The 16,429-nt window shown below is 69.8% G+C and carries 14 protein-coding genes; all 14 read left to right on the top strand.

From position 1 onward, the window contains the following. Nucleotides 1–11 precede the first annotated feature (11 nt). Genes ACRAKI_RS34140 through ACRAKI_RS34075 form a run of 14 tightly spaced genes read left to right on the top strand, consistent with a single transcriptional unit; the run spans nucleotide 12 to nucleotide 16,420 of the window. The gene (locus ACRAKI_RS34140) at nucleotides 12–560 is read left to right on the top strand and encodes a NuoB/complex I 20 kDa subunit family protein (protein ID WP_033436649.1); all 549 of its coding nucleotides are present in this window, start codon (nucleotides 12–14) and stop codon (nucleotides 558–560) included. 7 nt (nucleotides 561–567) lie between these two features. Beyond that, nucleotides 568–1,308 (top strand): NADH-quinone oxidoreductase subunit C, encoded by a 741-nt coding sequence (locus ACRAKI_RS34135; protein WP_447004580.1) that lies wholly within the window; start codon nucleotides 568–570, stop codon nucleotides 1,306–1,308. Next, a complete protein-coding gene (locus tag ACRAKI_RS34130; RefSeq protein ID WP_447004579.1) occupies nucleotides 1,305–2,708 on the top strand; it encodes an NADH-quinone oxidoreductase subunit D in 1,404 nt (467 codons plus the stop codon). Before ACRAKI_RS34135 ends, ACRAKI_RS34130 begins: the two co-directional genes overlap by 4 nt. Continuing rightward, nucleotides 2,705–3,490: an NADH-quinone oxidoreductase subunit NuoE gene (nuoE, locus tag ACRAKI_RS34125; protein WP_447004578.1), complete on the top strand. Its 786-nt coding sequence runs from the start codon at nucleotides 2,705–2,707 to the stop codon at nucleotides 3,488–3,490. Before ACRAKI_RS34130 ends, nuoE begins: the two co-directional genes overlap by 4 nt. 14 nt (nucleotides 3,491–3,504) lie before the next feature. Next, the gene (nuoF, locus tag ACRAKI_RS34120; RefSeq protein ID WP_447004577.1) at nucleotides 3,505–4,842 is read left to right on the top strand and encodes an NADH-quinone oxidoreductase subunit NuoF; all 1,338 of its coding nucleotides are present in this window, start codon (nucleotides 3,505–3,507) and stop codon (nucleotides 4,840–4,842) included. After that, the gene (locus ACRAKI_RS34115; RefSeq protein ID WP_447004576.1) at nucleotides 4,839–7,337 is read left to right on the top strand and encodes an NADH-quinone oxidoreductase subunit G; all 2,499 of its coding nucleotides are present in this window, start codon (nucleotides 4,839–4,841) and stop codon (nucleotides 7,335–7,337) included. The genes nuoF and ACRAKI_RS34115 overlap by 4 nt, the downstream gene beginning before the upstream one ends. After that, nucleotides 7,334–8,659 (top strand): NADH-quinone oxidoreductase subunit NuoH, encoded by a 1,326-nt coding sequence (nuoH, locus tag ACRAKI_RS34110; protein ID WP_447004575.1) that lies wholly within the window; start codon nucleotides 7,334–7,336, stop codon nucleotides 8,657–8,659. Before ACRAKI_RS34115 ends, nuoH begins: the two co-directional genes overlap by 4 nt. After that, nucleotides 8,646–9,185, top strand: coding sequence for an NADH-quinone oxidoreductase subunit NuoI (gene nuoI, locus ACRAKI_RS34105; protein WP_447004574.1), 540 nt, complete (start codon nucleotides 8,646–8,648; stop codon nucleotides 9,183–9,185). Before nuoH ends, nuoI begins: the two co-directional genes overlap by 14 nt. Further along, nucleotides 9,182–10,024, top strand: a complete 843-nt coding sequence (locus tag ACRAKI_RS34100) for an NADH-quinone oxidoreductase subunit J (RefSeq protein WP_447004573.1) — start codon at nucleotides 9,182–9,184, stop codon at nucleotides 10,022–10,024. Before nuoI ends, ACRAKI_RS34100 begins: the two co-directional genes overlap by 4 nt. Continuing rightward, complete coding sequence (gene nuoK / locus ACRAKI_RS34095; protein ID WP_184925672.1) at nucleotides 10,021–10,320, top strand: NADH-quinone oxidoreductase subunit NuoK; 300 nt, start codon at nucleotides 10,021–10,023, stop codon at nucleotides 10,318–10,320. Before ACRAKI_RS34100 ends, nuoK begins: the two co-directional genes overlap by 4 nt. 10 nt (nucleotides 10,321–10,330) lie before the next feature. After that, nucleotides 10,331–12,265 (top strand): NADH-quinone oxidoreductase subunit L, encoded by a 1,935-nt coding sequence (gene nuoL / locus ACRAKI_RS34090; protein WP_447004572.1) that lies wholly within the window; start codon nucleotides 10,331–10,333, stop codon nucleotides 12,263–12,265. Next, complete coding sequence (locus ACRAKI_RS34085) at nucleotides 12,262–13,824, top strand: NADH-quinone oxidoreductase subunit M (protein WP_447004571.1); 1,563 nt, start codon at nucleotides 12,262–12,264, stop codon at nucleotides 13,822–13,824. The genes nuoL and ACRAKI_RS34085 overlap by 4 nt, the downstream gene beginning before the upstream one ends. 1 nt (nucleotide 13,825) lies before the next feature. Beyond that, complete coding sequence (nuoN, locus tag ACRAKI_RS34080; protein WP_447004570.1) at nucleotides 13,826–15,397, top strand: NADH-quinone oxidoreductase subunit NuoN; 1,572 nt, start codon at nucleotides 13,826–13,828, stop codon at nucleotides 15,395–15,397. 21 nt (nucleotides 15,398–15,418) lie between these two features. Then, entirely contained in the window at nucleotides 15,419–16,420 is a 1,002-nt protein-coding gene (locus ACRAKI_RS34075) for a polyprenyl synthetase family protein (protein ID WP_447004569.1), read from the top strand. Nucleotides 16,421–16,429: the final 9 nt, after the last annotated feature.

Here is a 16,429-nt window from a genome sequence, read left to right as displayed (position 1 = left end):
GGGAAGATCCTGTGGGTCTCGAAGAGAAGCTCCCGAACGGCATCCTGCTCGCCAGTGTGGAGAAGCTGGTCAACTGGACCCGCAAGTCCTCGCTCTGGCCGGCCACTTTCGGCCTGGCCTGCTGCGCGATCGAGATGATGACCACCGGCGGTCCGCGCTACGACCTCGCGCGGTTCGGCATGGAGGTCTTCCGCGCCTCGCCGCGCCAGGCCGACCTGATGATCGTCGCGGGCCGGGTGACGAACAAGATGGCGCCGGTGCTGCGCCAGATCTACGACCAGATGCCCGAACCGCGCTGGGTGCTGGCCATGGGCGTGTGCGCCTCCAGTGGCGGCATGTTCAACAACTACGCGGTCGTGCAGGGCGTGGACCACGTCGTGCCGGTCGACATGTACCTGCCCGGCTGCCCGCCGCGGCCGGAGATGCTGATCGACGCGATCCTCAAGATCCACGCGAAGATCATGGACGAACCGCTCGGGCCGAACCGGGCCTCGGTGCTGGCCGCCTCGGGCCACACCACGGACCTGATCCCGTCCTCCGAGCGCTTTGCGAAGAAGTGAGCATCCGATGACCGAGCCAGGGGACATTGGTTCCAGCGCCGACCGCGCCGTCGAAGGCCTGGAGGCGAACGGCGCCGCCGAGAAGGCGCCGATCGTGGCGGGCAAGGCCCGCAAGGGCATGTTCGGCATCTCCGGCAGCGGTGACACGTCCGGCTTCGGCGGACTGCGGCTGCCCGCCTACGTGCCCGCGCCGTCCGATCGGCCCTATGGCGGCTGGTTCGACGAGGTCGCCGACGAGCTGCTGGCCGCGATCCGGGAGCGGGGCCTGCCCGACGACACGGTGCAGCAGATCACCGTGGACCGCGGCGAGATCACCTTCTACCTGCGCCGCGAGAACCTCGTCGAGGTGTGCCGCGTCCTGCGCGACGACCCGGCGCTGCGCTTCGAGCTGTGCAGCTCGGTGTCCGGCGTGGACTACGGCGTCGACGCGCCGCAGCGGCTGCACTCGGTCTACCACCTGACGTCGATGACCTACCGCCGGCGCGTCCGGCTGGAGGTCGCGGTCGACGTGGACGACGCGCACATCCCCAGCGTGGTCGCGGTCTACCCGACCGCGGACTGGCAGGAGCGCGAGGCCTGGGACATGTTCGGCATCATCTACGACGGCCACCCGGGGCTGACCCGGATCCTCATGCCGGACGACTGGGACGGCCACCCGCAGCGCAAGGACTACCCGCTCGGCGGCATCCCGGTGGAGTACAAGGGCGCGGAGATCCCCCCGCCAGACCAGAGGCGGTCCTACTCATGACCGAACGGCTTTCCGACGTGACCACGGGCACCGACACCAGTGGCCCGGGCCGCGACAGCGACTCGCACGACGCGAACCGCACGACGTCGAACCCCGACTCGTACGCCGGCTCGCGCCAGACCACCGAGGGCACCGTCTACACGGTGACCGGCGGCGACTGGGACGAGGTGCTGGCCGAGGCCGCGGGTGACGAGCGCATCGTCATGAACCTGGGCCCGCAGCACCCCTCCACGCACGGCGTGCTGCGCCTGGTGCTGGAGCTGGAGGGCGAGTCGGTCACCCAGGCCCGCAGCGTCATCGGCTACCTGCACACCGGTATCGAGAAGAACGTCGAGTACCGCAACTGGACGCAGGGCGTCACGTTCGTGACGCGCATGGACTACCTGGCCCCGCTGCACAACGAGGCCGCGTACTGCATGGCCGTCGAGAAGCTGCTCGGCATCACCGTCCCGCAGCGGGCGCAGACGATCCGGGTGCTCCTCATGGAGCTGAACCGGATCAGCTCACACCTGGTGGCGCTGGCCACCGGCGGCATGGAGCTCGGCGCGCTGACCGGCATGACCGCGGGCTTCCGCGAGCGCGAAGAGGTCCTGCACCTGCTGGAGTTCATGACCGGTCTGCGGATGAACCACGCGTTCATCCGGCCCGGCGGCCTGGCGCAGGACCTGCCCGAGGGCGCCGAGCAGAAGATCAAGGACTTCATCAAGGTGATGGACTCCCGGCTGCCGCAGTACGACAAGCTGCTGTCCGGCCAGCCCATCTGGCGCAACCGGCTCGCCGGCGTCGGCTACCTGCCGGTGGACGCGTGCCTCGCGCTCGGCATCACCGGCCCGGTCCTGCGTTCCGCCGGCCTGCCCTGGGACATGCGCAAGGTCGAGCCGTACTGCGGCTACGAGAACTACGAGTTCGACGTGCCCACCTCGAACGCCGCCGACTCGTACGCCCGGTACCTGCTGCGCCTGGAAGAGATCCACCAGTCGCTGAAGATCGTCCGGCAGGCCGTGGACAACCTGGTGCCCGGCCCGGTCATGGTCGAGGACGCCAAGGTCGCCTGGCCCGCGCAGCTGACCATCGGCTCGGACGGCATGGGCAACTCGCTGGAGCACGTCCGCAAGATCATGGGCCAGTCCATGGAGTCCCTGATCCACCACTTCAAGCTGGTCACCGAGGGCTTCGCGGTGCCGGCGGGCCAGGTGTACGTGCCGATCGAGTCGCCGCGCGGCGAACTCGGCTACCACGTCGTGTCCGACGGCGGCACCCGGCCGATGCGCGTGCACGTGCGCGAACCCAGCTTCGTGAACCTCCAGGCGATGCCCGCGATGTGCGAGGGCGGCATGGTCGCCGACGTCATCGCCTCGGTGGCCTCTATCGACCCGGTGATGGGTGGTTGTGACCGATGAGCACTTCCGAAGAGGTCTACGCGGCCTCCCCGCTGGACCCCGTCGAGACGCAGCGGCTGGTGACCGAGAACCCGGTCGACACCAGCGTGTTCGACCAGTCGATCGTGGACAAGGCGCAGGCGATCATCGCGCGCTACCCGCAGTCGCGGTCGGCGCTGCTGCCGATGCTGCACCTCGTGCAGTCGGTCGAGGGGTACGTCAGCCAGGCCGGCATCACGTTCTGCGCCGACCAGCTCGACCTGGCCAACGCCGAGGTCAGCGCGGTCGCGACGTTCTACACCATGTACAAGCGCCGCCCGTGCGGCGAGCACCTGGTGAGCGTCTGCACGAACACGCTGTGCGCGGTGCTCGGCGGTGACGCGATCTACTCGAAGCTCAAGGAGCACCTGGGCGTCGGCCACGATGAGACCGCGGGCGAGCCGGGCGCGCCGGGCTCGATCACGCTGGAGCACGCCGAGTGCCTGGCCGCGTGCGACCTCGGACCGGTGCTCCAGGTGAACTACGAGTACTTCGACAACCAGACGCCGGAAGGCGCGCTGGACCTGGTGAAGTCCTTGCAGTCGGGGGAGAAGCCGCACCCGACCCGTGGCGCGCCGCTGACCGACTTCCGCCAGGCCGAGCTGCAGCTCGCCGGGTTCTTCGAGGGCCGGGACGCGGACCTGGACGGCCCGTCGGCCGCGCCGGAGACCGTGCGCGGAGCCAAGATCGCCGCGGACCGCGGGTGGACCGCGCCGGCCATGCCGGAGCACGCGGAGTTCCCGCCGTTGCCGGAGAAGAAGTAGGTAGGGGAGCTGACATGGCCGCTGTAACCAATGGTGCCTCCGCTGGTAAGAGCACGTCGGCACCCCTGACCCCCGTCCTCACGAAGCGCTGGCTGTCCCCGCGCTCGTGGACGCTGAGGACCTACGAGCAGCTGGAGGGGTACACGGCGCTGCGCAAGGCGCTCACCGCCCACCCGGACCAGCTGATCCAGCAGTGCAAGGACTCCGGGCTGCGCGGTCGCGGCGGCGCGGGCTTCCCCACCGGCATGAAGTGGGGCTTCATCCCGCAGGGCGACGGCAAGCCGCACTACCTCGTCATCAACGCCGACGAGGGCGAGCCGGGCACCTGCAAGGACATCCCGCTGATGATGGCGGACCCGCACTCGCTGATCGAGGGCGTCATCATCACCTCGTACGCGATCCGGGCGAACTTCGCCGCGATCTACGTGCGCGGTGAGGTGCTGCACGTGATCCGCCGGCTGCACGCGGCGGTGCGCGAGGCGTACGAGGCGGGGTACCTGGGCAAGGACATCCTCGGCTCGGGCTTCGACCTCGACGTGGTGGTGCACTCCGGCGCGGGCGCGTACATCTGCGGCGAGGAGACGGCGCTGCTGGACTCGCTGGAGGGCAAGCGCGGCCAGCCCCGGCTGAAGCCGCCGTTCCCCGCGACCTCCGGCCTGTACGCCTCGCCGACCGTGGTGAACAACGTCGAGACGATCGCCAGCGTGCCGTACATCGTCAACGGCGGCGCGGACTGGTTCCGCACCATGGGCCGCGAGCGGTCGCCCGGCCCGAAGATCTTCTCGCTGTCCGGCCACGTCGAGCGCCCCGGCCAGTACGAGGCCCCGATGGGCATCACGCTGCGCGAGCTGCTGGACCTCGCGGGCGGCATGAAGGACGGCATCCCGCTGAAGTTCTGGACGCCGGGCGGCTCGTCCACCCCGCTGTTCACCGCCGACCACCTGGACGTCCCGCTGGACTTCGAGGGCGCGGCCGAGGCGGGCTCGCTGCTCGGCACCACCGCGTTGCAGATCTTCAACGAGACCGTGTCCGTGCCGTGGGCGGTCATGAAGTGGACCGAGTTCTACAAGCACGAGTCGTGCGGCAAGTGCACGCCGTGCCGCGAGGGCACCTACTGGCTGGTGCAGATCCTCCAGCGGATGGTGCGCGGCGAGGGCACGGCCAGCGACATCGACACGCTGCTGGACGTCTGCGACAACATCATGGGCCGCTCGTTCTGCGCGCTCGGCGACGGCGCGACGGCTCCGATCACCAGCGGCATCCAGTACTTCAAGCAGGAGTTCCTCGCTCTCTGCGACCAGAACTCCTCCAAGTTGGACCAGGCAGCAGCCTTGGCGGGAGCACGCGCATGACTATCGAGGCAACTGCGCCTGAGAAGAGCACCGAGGTCGTGGTCCCCGAGGGTCACGTCAAGCTCGTGATCGACGGTGTGGAGGTGGTCGCGCCCAAGGGCGAGCTGCTGATCCGCACCGCGGAGCGGCTGGGCACGGTCATCCCGAGGTTCTGCGACCACCCGCTGCTGGAGCCCGCGGGCGCCTGCCGGCAGTGCCTGGTCGAGGTGGAGATGGGCGGCCGGCCGATGCCGAAGCCGCAGGCCTCCTGCACCATGACGGTCGCCGACGGCATGGTGGTCAAGACCCAGCTGACCTCGCCGGTGGCGGACAAGGCGCAGCAGGGCGTGATGGAGCTGCTGCTCATCAACCACCCGCTGGACTGCCCGATCTGCGACAAGGGTGGCGAGTGCCCGTTGCAGAACCAGGCGCTGGCGCACGGCCGCGCGGACTCCCGGTTCCACGAGCACAAGCGGACGTTCCCGAAGCCGATCCCGATCTCGACGCAGGTCCTGCTGGACCGCGAGCGGTGCGTGCTGTGCCAGCGCTGCACGCGGTTCTCCGCGCAGATCGCCGGCGACCCGTTCATCGAGCTGCTGGAGCGCGGGTCGCAGCAGCAGGTCGGCGTGGCGCAGGACAAGCCGTTCCAGTCGTACTTCTCCGGCAACACCATCCAGATCTGCCCGGTGGGCGCGCTGACCAGCGCCGCGTACCGGTTCCGCGCCCGGCCGTTCGACCTGATGTCCACGCCGGGCGTGTGCGAGCACTGCTCGTCGGGCTGCTCCACCCGCACCGACTGGCGGCGCGGCAAGGTGCAGCGGCGGCTGGCGGCCGACGCGCCCGAGGTCAACGAGGAGTGGACCTGCGACAAGGGCCGCTTCGCGTTCACCTACGCCACCGCCGAGGACCGCATCCGCCGCCCGCTGGTCCGCGACCAGGAGTCCGGCGAGCTGCGCGAGTCGTCGTGGACCGAGGCGCTGCAGCACGCCGCCGAGGGCCTGGCGAAGGCGCGTGACGGCAAGGGCGTCGGCGTGCTGGCCGGTGGCCGGCTCACCGTCGAGGACGCCTACGCGTACTCGAAGTTCGCCCGGATCGCGTTGCGCACCAACGACGTCGACTTCCGCGCCCGCGCCCACTCGGCGGAGGAGCTGGAGTTCCTGACCAGCGCGATCCTCGGCACGAACCCGGACAACGGCGGCGTGACGTACGCGGGCATCGAGGCCGCGCCGGCCGCGCTGCTGGTGGCGTTCGAGCCGGAAGAGGAGTCGCCGATCGTGTTCCTGCGGCTGCGCAAGGCGGCCCGCAAGAACCGGATCAAGGTCTTCCACCTGGGCCAGTTCACCTCTCCCGGGGTGGAGAAGACGAACGGCGTGCTGCTGGCGTGCGTGCCCGGTGGTGAGCCGGCCGCGTTGAACGCGCTGCCCGAGCACGCCGCCGACGTGGTGGACGAGCTGGCCAAGCCGGGCGCGGTGATCCTGGTCGGCGAACGTGCCGCCGAGGTGCCGGGCCTGTTCTCGGCGGTCGCCGCACTGGCCGAGCGGACCGGCGCGAAGGTCGCCTGGATCCCGCGCCGCGCCGGTGAGCGGGGCGCCCTGGAGACGGGCCTGCTGCCGACGTTGCTGCCGGGCGGGCGCCTGGTGGGCGACGACGCGGCCCGCGCCGAGGTCGAGCGGGCGTGGGGCCTGGAGCCCGGCACGCTGCCCGTGAAGGCCGGCCGCGACACCACCGGCATCCTGACCGCCGCCGCGAGCGGTGGGCTGGACGCGCTGGTCGTCGGCGGTGTCGACCCGAACGACCTGCCGGACCCGGCGCTGGCCGAGCGCGCGCTGGAGTTCACCGGTTTCGTGGTGAGCCTGGAACTGCGGCACAGCGCGGTCACCGCGCACGCCGACGTGGTGCTCCCGATCGCCCCGGCGGTCGAGAAGGCGGGCAGCTACCTCAACTGGGAAGGCCGCCCCCGCACGTTCACCACCACCATCGACGGCACCAGCGCGCTGCCGGACGGCCGGGTGCTGGACACGCTGGCCGTCGAGATGGACGCGGACCTGTTCACCCAGACCCCGGCCGCCGCGGCGGCCGACCTGGCCAGGCTCGGCACCGCGACCACGAGCGCCACGCCGCCGACCGTGCCGGCGCCGCTGCTGCCGCAGCCCAAGCAGGGCCAGGCGGTCCTCGCGACCTGGCGGCGGCTGCTGGACAACGGCTCGCTGCAGGACTGCGAGCCGAACCTGGCCGGCACCGCCCGCCCGGTGGTGGCGAAGCTGTCCGAGGCCACCGCGCGGGACCTCGGCGTCGAACTCGGCGGTGAGATCACCGTCGCCACCGACCGGGGCGAGGTGGTGCTGCCGGTCGAGGCGGCCGACCTGCCCGACGGCGTCGTGTGGCTGCCCGGCAACTCGGGCGCGGTCACCGTGCGGCGCAACCTGGTCGCCGGCCACGGTTCCGTGGTGGCGGTGGCCCCGGCCGTCGCGGGCTCCGCCGAGAAGATCACAGCGCCTGCTGGAGGCAAGGCATGAGCACCGCTGAACTCCTCGTCGACGATCCGCTCTGGCTGATCCTCCTCAAGGTCGTCGGCATCTTCGGGTTCCTCGTGGTCATGACCTTGTTCATGATCAACTGGGAGCGCAAGGTGGTGGCCCGGATGCAGCAGCGTCCCGGGCCCAACCGGACCGGCCCGAACGGCTGGCTCCAGTCGCTCGCCGACGGCCTGAAGCTCGCCTTCAAGGAGGACATCCGGCCGGTCCTGGCCGACAAGTGGGTGTACTTCCTCGCCCCGGTGATCTCCTGCATCCCCGCGTTCGTCGCCTTCTCGGTGATCCCGCTCGGCGGCGAGGTCTCGATCTTCGGCGAGCGCACCGCGCTCCAGCTGGTCGACCTGCCGGTCGGCGTGCTGGTCGTGCTGGCCTGCTCGTCGCTCGGCGTCTACGGCATCGTGCTGGCCGGCTGGGCCTCCGGCTCGCCGTACCCGCTGCTGGCCGCGCTGCGCGCCGCCGCCCAGGTGATCTCCTACGAGATCGCGCTGGGCCTGTCGATCCTCGCGGTCATCCTGCACTCGCAGTCCCTGTCGACGGCGGCCATCGTCGATGCCCAGGGCGGCGGCTGGTTCTTCTACCTGCTGCCGGTCAGCTTCCTGATCTTCGTCGTGGCGATGGTCGGCGAGACCAACCGCGCTCCCTTCGACCTCCCCGAGGCCGAGTCGGAGCTGGTCGGCGGCTTCCACACCGAGTACAGCTCGCTGAAGTTCGCGCTGTTCTTCCTCGCCGAGTACGTCAACATGGTCACCCTGTCCGCGATGAGCACCACCTTGTTCCTCGGTGGGTGGCGCTTCCCGTTCGTGGACGAGTCGCACTTCCTCAACGCCGGCTGGCTCGGCCTGGTGTGGTTCGTCATCAAGACGCTGATGTTCCTGTTCCTCTTCATCTGGCTGCGCGGCACGCTCCCCCGCCTGCGGTACGACCAGTTCATGCGGTTGGGCTGGAAGGTCCTGGTCCCGATCGCGCTGGTCTGGTTCGTCGCGGTGACCTTCGCCCGCTACATCCGGCAGGAGGTGGAGGCCGGTGGCGGTCTGGAGACCGGCACCATGCTGATGCTGATCGGCGGCTTCCTCTCGGTGGTGCTGCTCATCGCGTTCCTGCTGCCGGACAAGCGCGAACCGCACGACCCCAACGCCGTGCCGGTCACCGGTGGCGGCTACCCGGTGCCGCCGCTGGACCTCCAGGTCCCCAAGTCGCCGCCGCGTCGGCAGGTGCCAGTCGCCGAGCTACCGGGCGATCAGACGAAGGAACCGGCAGCGGTAACCGCAGCTTCACAAAAGGAGGCCAGCGATGGGCGTGTTTGATCCCGTCAAGGGCTTCGGCGTCACCTTCAGCACGATGTTCAAGAAGGTCGTCACCGAGGAGTACCCCGAGGTCAAGAAGGTCACCGCGCCGCGGTTCCACGGCCGCCACCAGCTCAACCGGCACCCGGACGGGCTGGAGAAGTGCGTCGGCTGCGAGCTGTGCGCGTGGGCCTGCCCCGCGGACGCGATCTTCGTCGAGGGCGCGGACAACACCGAGGACGCGCGCTACTCGCCCGGTGAGCGCTACGGCGCCGACTACCAGATCAACTACCTGCGCTGCATCGGCTGCGGCCTGTGCATCGAGGCGTGCCCGACCCGGTCGCTCACCATGACCAACGAGTACGAGCTGGCCGACGACAACCGGCAGAAGCTGATCTTCACCAAGGAAGACCTGCTCGCGCCGCTGCTCGCCGGCATGGAGCAGCCGCCGCACCCGATGCGGCTCGGCGAGAACGAGCAGGACTACTACGTGAACGGTCCGCAGTTGGCAGCGCAGGCGAAGCAGACGCCGGGAGCGGATCGATGATCTCCTCCCTCCTCGCGCAGCAGCCCGACGCCGTCGAACGCGTGGTGGACACCGTCACCACCGGCGAGGCGGTCGCGTTCTGGATCCTGGGCCCGCTGGCCCTCGCCGGGGCGCTGGGCATGATCTTCGCCCGCAACGCGGTGCACTCCGCGCTGTGGCTGGTGCTCACCATGCTCAGCCTCGGTGTGCTCTACATGGTCCAGCAGGCGCCGTTCCTCGGCTTCGTGCAGATCATCGTGTACACCGGCGCGATCATGATGCTGTTCCTGTTCGTGCTGATGATGGTCGGCCGGGACAGCTCGGACTCGGTGGTCGAAGTGCTGCGTGGCCAGCGGCTCGCCGCAGTGGTCATCGGCGTCGGCTTCGCCGGCCTCGTGGTCGCCTCGGTCGGCCGCGCGCTGACCGAGGTGCAGCCGGTCGGTCTGGCCGCGCAGAACACGCAGAACGGCGGCAACGTCGCCAACATCGGCGAGATGCTGTTCACCGACTACCTGTTCCCGTTCGAGCTGACGTCCGCGCTGCTGATCACCGCGGCGGTCGGCGCCATGGTGCTCGCGTTCACCTCGCGCACCGGCGAGGACGCCAAGAAGACCCAGCGCCAGCTGGTCGAGGAGCGCTTCCGCGGCAACCGCCCCGGCTCGCTGCCCGGTCCCGGCGTGTTCGCCACCGCCAACTCGGTGGCCACGCCCGCACTGCTGCCGGACGGCTCGGTCGCCTCCGAGTCCCTGTCCGAGCTCATCGAGACGACCGCCAAGGAAAGTCTCGAGGACGACGTCGCGGAGCTGTCCGGCACCGGGCACGACCCCGACGCGCGCGCGCTCAAGGGAGAGTCGTCGTGACCCCTACGTACTACCTGCTGCTGTCCGCGCTGCTGTTCAGCCTCGGCGCGGTCGGCGTTCTGGTGCGGCGCAACGCCATCGTGGTGTTCATGTGCGTGGAGCTGATGCTCAACGCGGTGAACCTCAGCCTGGTCACGTTCGCCCGCATCAACGGGCAGCTGGACGGCCAGGTGATGGCGTTCTTCGTGATGGTCGTCGCCGCGGCCGAAGTCGTGGTTGGTCTGGCGATCATCATGGCGATCTTCAAGACGCGTCGCTCGGCCTCGGTCGACGATTCCAACCTGCTGAAGTACTGAGGGGTCACCGGTGACGGAACCTGTTGTGGCCAGCGGGATCGGCAGTCTCGCCTGGCTGTTGCTCGCGCTGCCGGCCTTCGGCGCGCTCGTGCTGCTCGTGGGTGGCAAGCGCACCGACAAGTGGGGCCACCTGCTGGGCTGCGCCACCGTGATCGCCGCGTTCGCGTACGGGGTCGCGCTCTTCTTCTCCACCCTGGGCCTGAGCCCGGAGCAGCGGACCACCGAGGTGCACCTGTTCGACTGGGTGCCGGTGAACGCGCTGAACGTGGAGTTCGGGCTGCGCGTCGACCCGCTGTCGCTCACGTTCGTGCTGCTGATCACCGGCGTCGGCGCGCTGATCCACATCTACTCGATCGGCTACATGGCGCACGACGCCGGGCGGCGGAAGTTCTTCGGCTACCTGAACCTGTTCGTCGCCGCGATGCTGCTGCTGGTGCTCGGCAACGGCTTCGTGACGCTGTACTTCGGCTGGGAGGGCGTCGGCCTCGCGTCGTACCTGCTCATCGGCTGGTACCAGCACAAGCCTGAAGCGGCGTCGGCGGCCAAGAAGGCGTTCCTGATGAACCGGGTCGGCGACCTGGGTCTGGCGATCGCCATCTTCATGATGTTCAAGACCCTGGGCACCACCCAGTACACCGAGGTGTTCGCCCGCGTCGGCGAGTTCTCCTCGGCCGAGGTCCTGGCCATCACGTTGCTGCTGCTGCTCGGCGCGTGCGGCAAGTCCGGCCAGTTCCCGCTCCAGGCGTGGCTGCCGGACGCGATGGCCGGCCCGACGCCCGTCTCCGCCCTGATCCACGCGGCGACGATGGTCACCGCCGGCGTCTACCTGATCGCCCGCGCCAACCCGATCTACAACCTGAGCCCGGACGGCCGACTGGTCGTGATGATCATCGGTGGGCTCACGCTGCTGATCGGCTGCATCATCGGCTGCGCCTACGACGACTTCAAGAAGGTGCTGGCCTACTCGACGGTCAGCCAGATCGGCTACATGATCCTGGCCGTCGGCCTCGGTCCGGTCGGGTACGCGCTGGGCATCATGCACCTGCTCACGCACGGCTTCTTCAAGGCGGGCCTGTTCCTCGGCGCCGGGTCGGTCATGCACGGCATGAACGACGAGGGCGACATCCGGCGGATGGGCGGCCTGGCGAAGAAGATGCCGATCACGTTCGTCACCTGGACGTTGGGCTACCTGGCGCTGATCGGCTTCCCGTTCCTGTCCGGCTACTTCTCCAAGGACGCCATCATCGCGGCGGCGTTCAGCGAGCCGGGCTGGCGCGGCTGGGTGTTCGGCGGCGTGGCGGCGCTGGGCGCGGGCATCACCGCGTTCTACATGACCCGCCTGCTGTTCCTGGTCTTCCTGGGCAAGCCGCGGTACACCGAGCTGAAGTCGGCCGACGGCCGCGAGTACCACCCGCACGAGTCGGGCCTGTCGATGACGGTGCCGATGATCGTGCTGGCGGTCGGCTCGGTCGGCGCGGGCTGGTTCCTCGCGTCGGACCACAACCTGGCCGGCTGGCTCACCCCGTCGCTGGGAGAGCTGCAGGAGCAGCACGGCGTGCTCTCGCACGGCGTGGTGAACTTCCTGGTGCTCGGGCTGTCGGCGCTGGGCGTGCTGATCGCGTTCCTGCTGTTCGGCCGCAGGCCGCAGCCGGTGGAACGCCCGACGCGGGTGTCGTTCCCGGTCCGCGCCGCGCGCGCCGACCTGTACGGCAACGCGCTGAACGAGGCGCTCTTCGCGCGGCCGGGCACCTGGCTCACCCGCGCGCTGGTGTTCGTGGACAACAAGGGCGTCGACGGCCTGGTCAACGGGTCGGCGGCGCTGCTGGGCGGTAGCTCGGGCCGGATGCGCAGGATGCAGACCGGCTTCGTGCGCTCGTACGCGCTCTCCATGCTCCTGGGCACGGTCTTCGTCCTGGGCGCGCTGCTGATGGTGAGGTTCTCGTGAGCTGGACGCTGATCGCGCTGCTCCTGCTGCCGCTGGTCGGCAGCCTGGTGGTGGCGTTCCTGCGGGGCAACGACCGGTTGGCCAAGACGGTCGCGCTGGCGTTCTCCCTGGTGGAGCTGGCGCTGGCGGTGCTGGCGTGGACGGCGTTCGACCCGGGTGGCGAGCGCTTGCAGCTCACCAGCTCGGCCGACTGGATCCCCGCCTTCGGCGTGCACCTGTCGTTCGGCGTGGACGGCATCGCCCTGGTGATGATCGCGCTGGTCGCGTTCCTGGTGCCGGTCGTCATCGGCGGCTCGTGGGCGGACAAGCTGCCCGAGGGTCGCAGCGCGGGCGGGTTCTTCGCGCTGCTGCTGGCCATGCAGACCGGCATGGTCGGTGTGTTCGCGGCCACCGACGTGTTCGTGTTCTACGTGTTCTTCGAGGCCGTCCTGGTCCCGATGTACTTCCTGATCGGCCGCTTCGGCGGGCCGAACCGGCAGTACGCGGCGATGAAGTTCTTCCTGTACTCGCTGCTCGGCGGCCTGATCATGCTGGCCTCCGTGATCGGCCTGTACGTGGTGAGCGCGGACAAGCTCGGCTCCGGCACGTTCGACTGGGCCACGCTGGTGACGGTGACGCGGGAAGCCCCGCTGTCCACCCAGATCTGGCTGTTCCTCGGCTTCTTCATCGCCTTCGCGATCAAGGCGCCGCTGGTGCCGCTGCACACGTGGCTGCCGGACGCCGGTGCGGAAGCGCCGGTCGGCGCGGGCGTGCTGCTGGTCGGCATCCTGGACAAGATCGGCACGTTCGGCTTCCTGCGCTACTGCCTGCCGCTGTTCCCGGCGGCCAGCCAGGAACTCGCGCCGCTCGTGCTGATCCTCGCCGTGGTCGGCATCCTGTACGGCTCGCTGCTCGCCGTCGGCCAGTCCGACATGAAGCGGTTCGTGGCCTACACGTCGATCGCGCACTTCGGCTTCATCGCGCTGGGCATCTTCGCGTTCAGCTCGCAGGCCGGCGCCGGCGCGGTGCTGTACATGGTCAACCACGGCATCTCGACCGGCATGCTGTTCCTGGTCGTCGGCATGGTGATGGCCCGCGGCGGGTCGCGCCTGATCGAGGACTACGGCGGCATGGCGAAGCTGACGCCGGTGCTGGGCGGGCTGTTCTTCGTGGCCGGCCTGTCGTCGCTGGCGCTGCCGGGCACCAACTCGTTCGTGAGCGAGTTCCTGGTGCTCATCGGGTCCTACCCGAACGAGCCGGTGTACACGATCCTGGCCGCCATCGGCATGGTGCTGGCCGCGCTGTACGTCCTCTGGCTGTACCAGCGCGTGTTCCAGGGCCCGGTGCGCGGCAACGCGCTGGTGGGCCTGGCCGGTGGTCCCGGTGCGGCGGTCGACCCGGAGAAGGCGCCGGTGCCCGACCTGAACAAGCGCGAACTGGCCGTGCTCGCGCCGCTGGTGGCGCTGATCCTGGTGCTCGGCTTCTACCCGAAGCCGGTGTTGGACGTGATCACCCCGTCCGTCGGGGCGACGCTCAGCGAGGTCGGGGTCGTCGACCCGGTCGCGCAGGAAGGCAAGTGACGTGACGACGTTCCTCTCGCAAGTGGAGCGGCTGCAAGCCCCGGAGATCGACTACGGGGCCGTCGCACCGTTGCTGATCGTGCTCGGCGCGGCCTGCCTCAGCGTGTTGGTGGAGGCGTTCCTCCCGAAGGCGACGCGCTGGGCGGCGCAGGTCGCGCTGACCCTCGCCACGCTGGTCGCCGCCGGTGGACTGCTGCTGAAGTACGCGGTCGCCGAGGACACCCCCGAGCAGGGCAAGATCACCCTGGCGGGCACCGTCGCGGTCGACCAGCCGGTGATCTTCCTGTGGGCGACCCTGCTCATGCTCGGCCTCGGCTCGGTGCTGCTCATCGCGGACCGGTCGGTCGAGCCGGGCGGCGCGATCGTGGCGGACGCCTCGATCCTGCCCGGCGCCGTGGGCGGTCTGCGCGAGCAGCTGCGCCGGCGGGAGATGCAGACCGAGGTGTTCCCGCTGACGCTGTTCGCGCTCGGCGGCATGATGGTCTTCGTCGCGGCGAACGACCTGCTCACCATGTTCATCGCGCTGGAAGTGATGTCGCTGCCGCTGTACCTGATGGCGGGCCTGGCGCGCCGTCGTCGCCTGCTGTCGCAGGAGGCCGCGGTCAAGTACTTCCTGCTCGGCGCGTTCGCGTCGGCGTTCTTCCTGTACGGCGTGGCGCTGCTGTACGGCTTCGCGGGCTCGGTGAAGCTGGCCGACATCGCGAGCGCGACCACGGCGACGGACCGCTCGGACACCCTGCTGTACGCGGGCTTCGGCCTGCTGGTCGTGGGTCTGCTGTTCAAGGCGTCCGTCGGCCCGTTCCACTCGTGGACGCCGGACGTCTACCAGGGCTCGCCCACGCCGGTGACGGCGTTCATGGCGGCGTGCACCAAGGTCGCCGCGTTCGGCGGCATCCTGCGCGTCCTCTACGGCGCGTTCGAGCGGTCGAGCTGGGAGTGGAGCGGCGTGCTGTGGGCCGTGGCCATCGCGTCCATGGTGATCGGCGCGGTGCTGGGCCTCACGCAGACCGACGTGAAGCGGATGATCGCCTACTCGTCGGTGGCGCACGCGGGCTTCCTGCTCGTCGGCGTGATCTCGCTCAACGACGCGGGCCTGTCCGGCACGATGTTCTACCTGCTGGCCTACGGCTTCACCACGATCGCCGCGTTCGGCGTGGTCAGCCTGGTGCGCAACGCCGACGGCGAGGCCACCCACCTGTCCCAGTGGGCCGGTCTGGCGAAGCGGTCGCCGGTGGCGGCCGGTGTGTTCACGTTCCTGCTGCTCGCCCTCGCGGGCCTGCCGCTGACCAGCGGGTTCATCGGCAAGTTCGCGGTGTTCGCGGCGGCCATCGAGGCCGGCATGACGCCGCTCGTGGTGATCGCGCTGGTGGCGAGCGCGGTGGCGGCGTTCTTCTACCTGCGGGTGATCGTGCTGATGTACTTCAGCGAGCCCGCGGCGGACGGCCCGACGGTGACCGTGCCGGGCGCGTTCACGGCCATCGCGATCACGCTGGGTGCGGCGATCACGCTGGTGCTCGGTGTGTACCCGCCCGACGTCCTGGAATGGGCGGGGGCAGGAGTGTTCATCTTCTAGTGGTACGTAGGCTCTGCACCTGTGACAAATAGCGAGCGGGCGGGTGCGGGGTTCCGTATTGAGGACCCCGTGCTCGCGGAGTTGGTGCAGGGCGGGCTCGCCGAGGTGGAGGAGCTGCTGCGCGACGTCGTGCAGAGCGAGTTCCACCCGGTGATGGAGACGTCCCTGCACCTGGTGACCGCGGGTGGCAAGCGCATCCGCCCGCTGTTCACCCTCCTGTCCGCCCAGTTCGGCAGCACGTGGGACCGGGACAGCGTGGTCAAGGCCGGTGCGGTCATCGAGCTGACCCACCTGGCCACGCTCTACCACGACGACGTCATGGACGAGGCGACCATGCGCCGCGGCGCGGAGTCGGCCAACGCCAAGTGGGACAACAGCATCGCGATCCTCACCGGCGACTACCTGTTCGCGCACGCGTCGGCGTTGGTCGCGGACCTCGGCACGGGAGCGGCGCGGATCATCGCCGAGACGTTCTCGGAGCTCGTGACCGGGCAGATGCGCGAGACGATGGGGCCGCGCGCCGGTGAAAACCCGGTGTCGCACTACCTGACCACGATCGCGGAGAAGACCGGTTCGCTGATCGCCACGGCGGCCAGGTTCGGCGCGATGTTCTCCGACGCGACGGAGGAACAGGTCGAGGCGCTGGGCGCGTACGGCGAGGTCATCGGGGCGGCGTTCCAGATCTCCGACGACGTCATCGACATCGCCTCCCCTCCGGAGGAGTCGGGCAAGACCCCCGGCACGGACCTCCGCGAGGGCGTGAAGACGCTGCCCATGCTGTACGCGCTGGAGGACGACCCGGACTCGCGCCTGGCGAAGCTCCTGGCGGCCCCGATCACCGACGACGCCGAGGTCCACGAGGCGCTGGCCCTGCTCCGCGCGTCGAGCGGCCTGGAACGCGCCCGCCACACCCTGGACGACTACGCCGCCCGCGCCCGCGCCACCCTGCACGTCCTCCCGGCCGGCGCCGCCCGCGACGCCCTGGCCTCCGTGAGCGACTACGTGGTGACCCGCTCGCACTGAGCCGCGGGT

The organism is Saccharothrix isguenensis (assembly GCF_052936305.1).
This window is presented reverse-complemented; position numbering and strand designations above follow the sequence as displayed.

Coding starts and splice junctions, on each gene's coding strand:
- ACRAKI_RS34135 (WP_447004580.1), top strand. CDS start 568: ATGACCGAGCCAGGGGACATTGGTTCCAGCGCCGACCGCGCCGTCGAA.
- ACRAKI_RS34130 (WP_447004579.1), top strand. CDS start 1,305: ATGACCGAACGGCTTTCCGACGTGACCACGGGCACCGACACCAGTGGC.
- nuoE (WP_447004578.1), top strand. CDS start 2,705: ATGAGCACTTCCGAAGAGGTCTACGCGGCCTCCCCGCTGGACCCCGTC.
- nuoF (WP_447004577.1), top strand. CDS start 3,505: ATGGCCGCTGTAACCAATGGTGCCTCCGCTGGTAAGAGCACGTCGGCA.
- ACRAKI_RS34115 (WP_447004576.1), top strand. CDS start 4,839: ATGACTATCGAGGCAACTGCGCCTGAGAAGAGCACCGAGGTCGTGGTC.
- nuoH (WP_447004575.1), top strand. CDS start 7,334: ATGAGCACCGCTGAACTCCTCGTCGACGATCCGCTCTGGCTGATCCTC.
- nuoI (WP_447004574.1), top strand. CDS start 8,646: ATGGGCGTGTTTGATCCCGTCAAGGGCTTCGGCGTCACCTTCAGCACG.
- ACRAKI_RS34100 (WP_447004573.1), top strand. CDS start 9,182: ATGATCTCCTCCCTCCTCGCGCAGCAGCCCGACGCCGTCGAACGCGTG.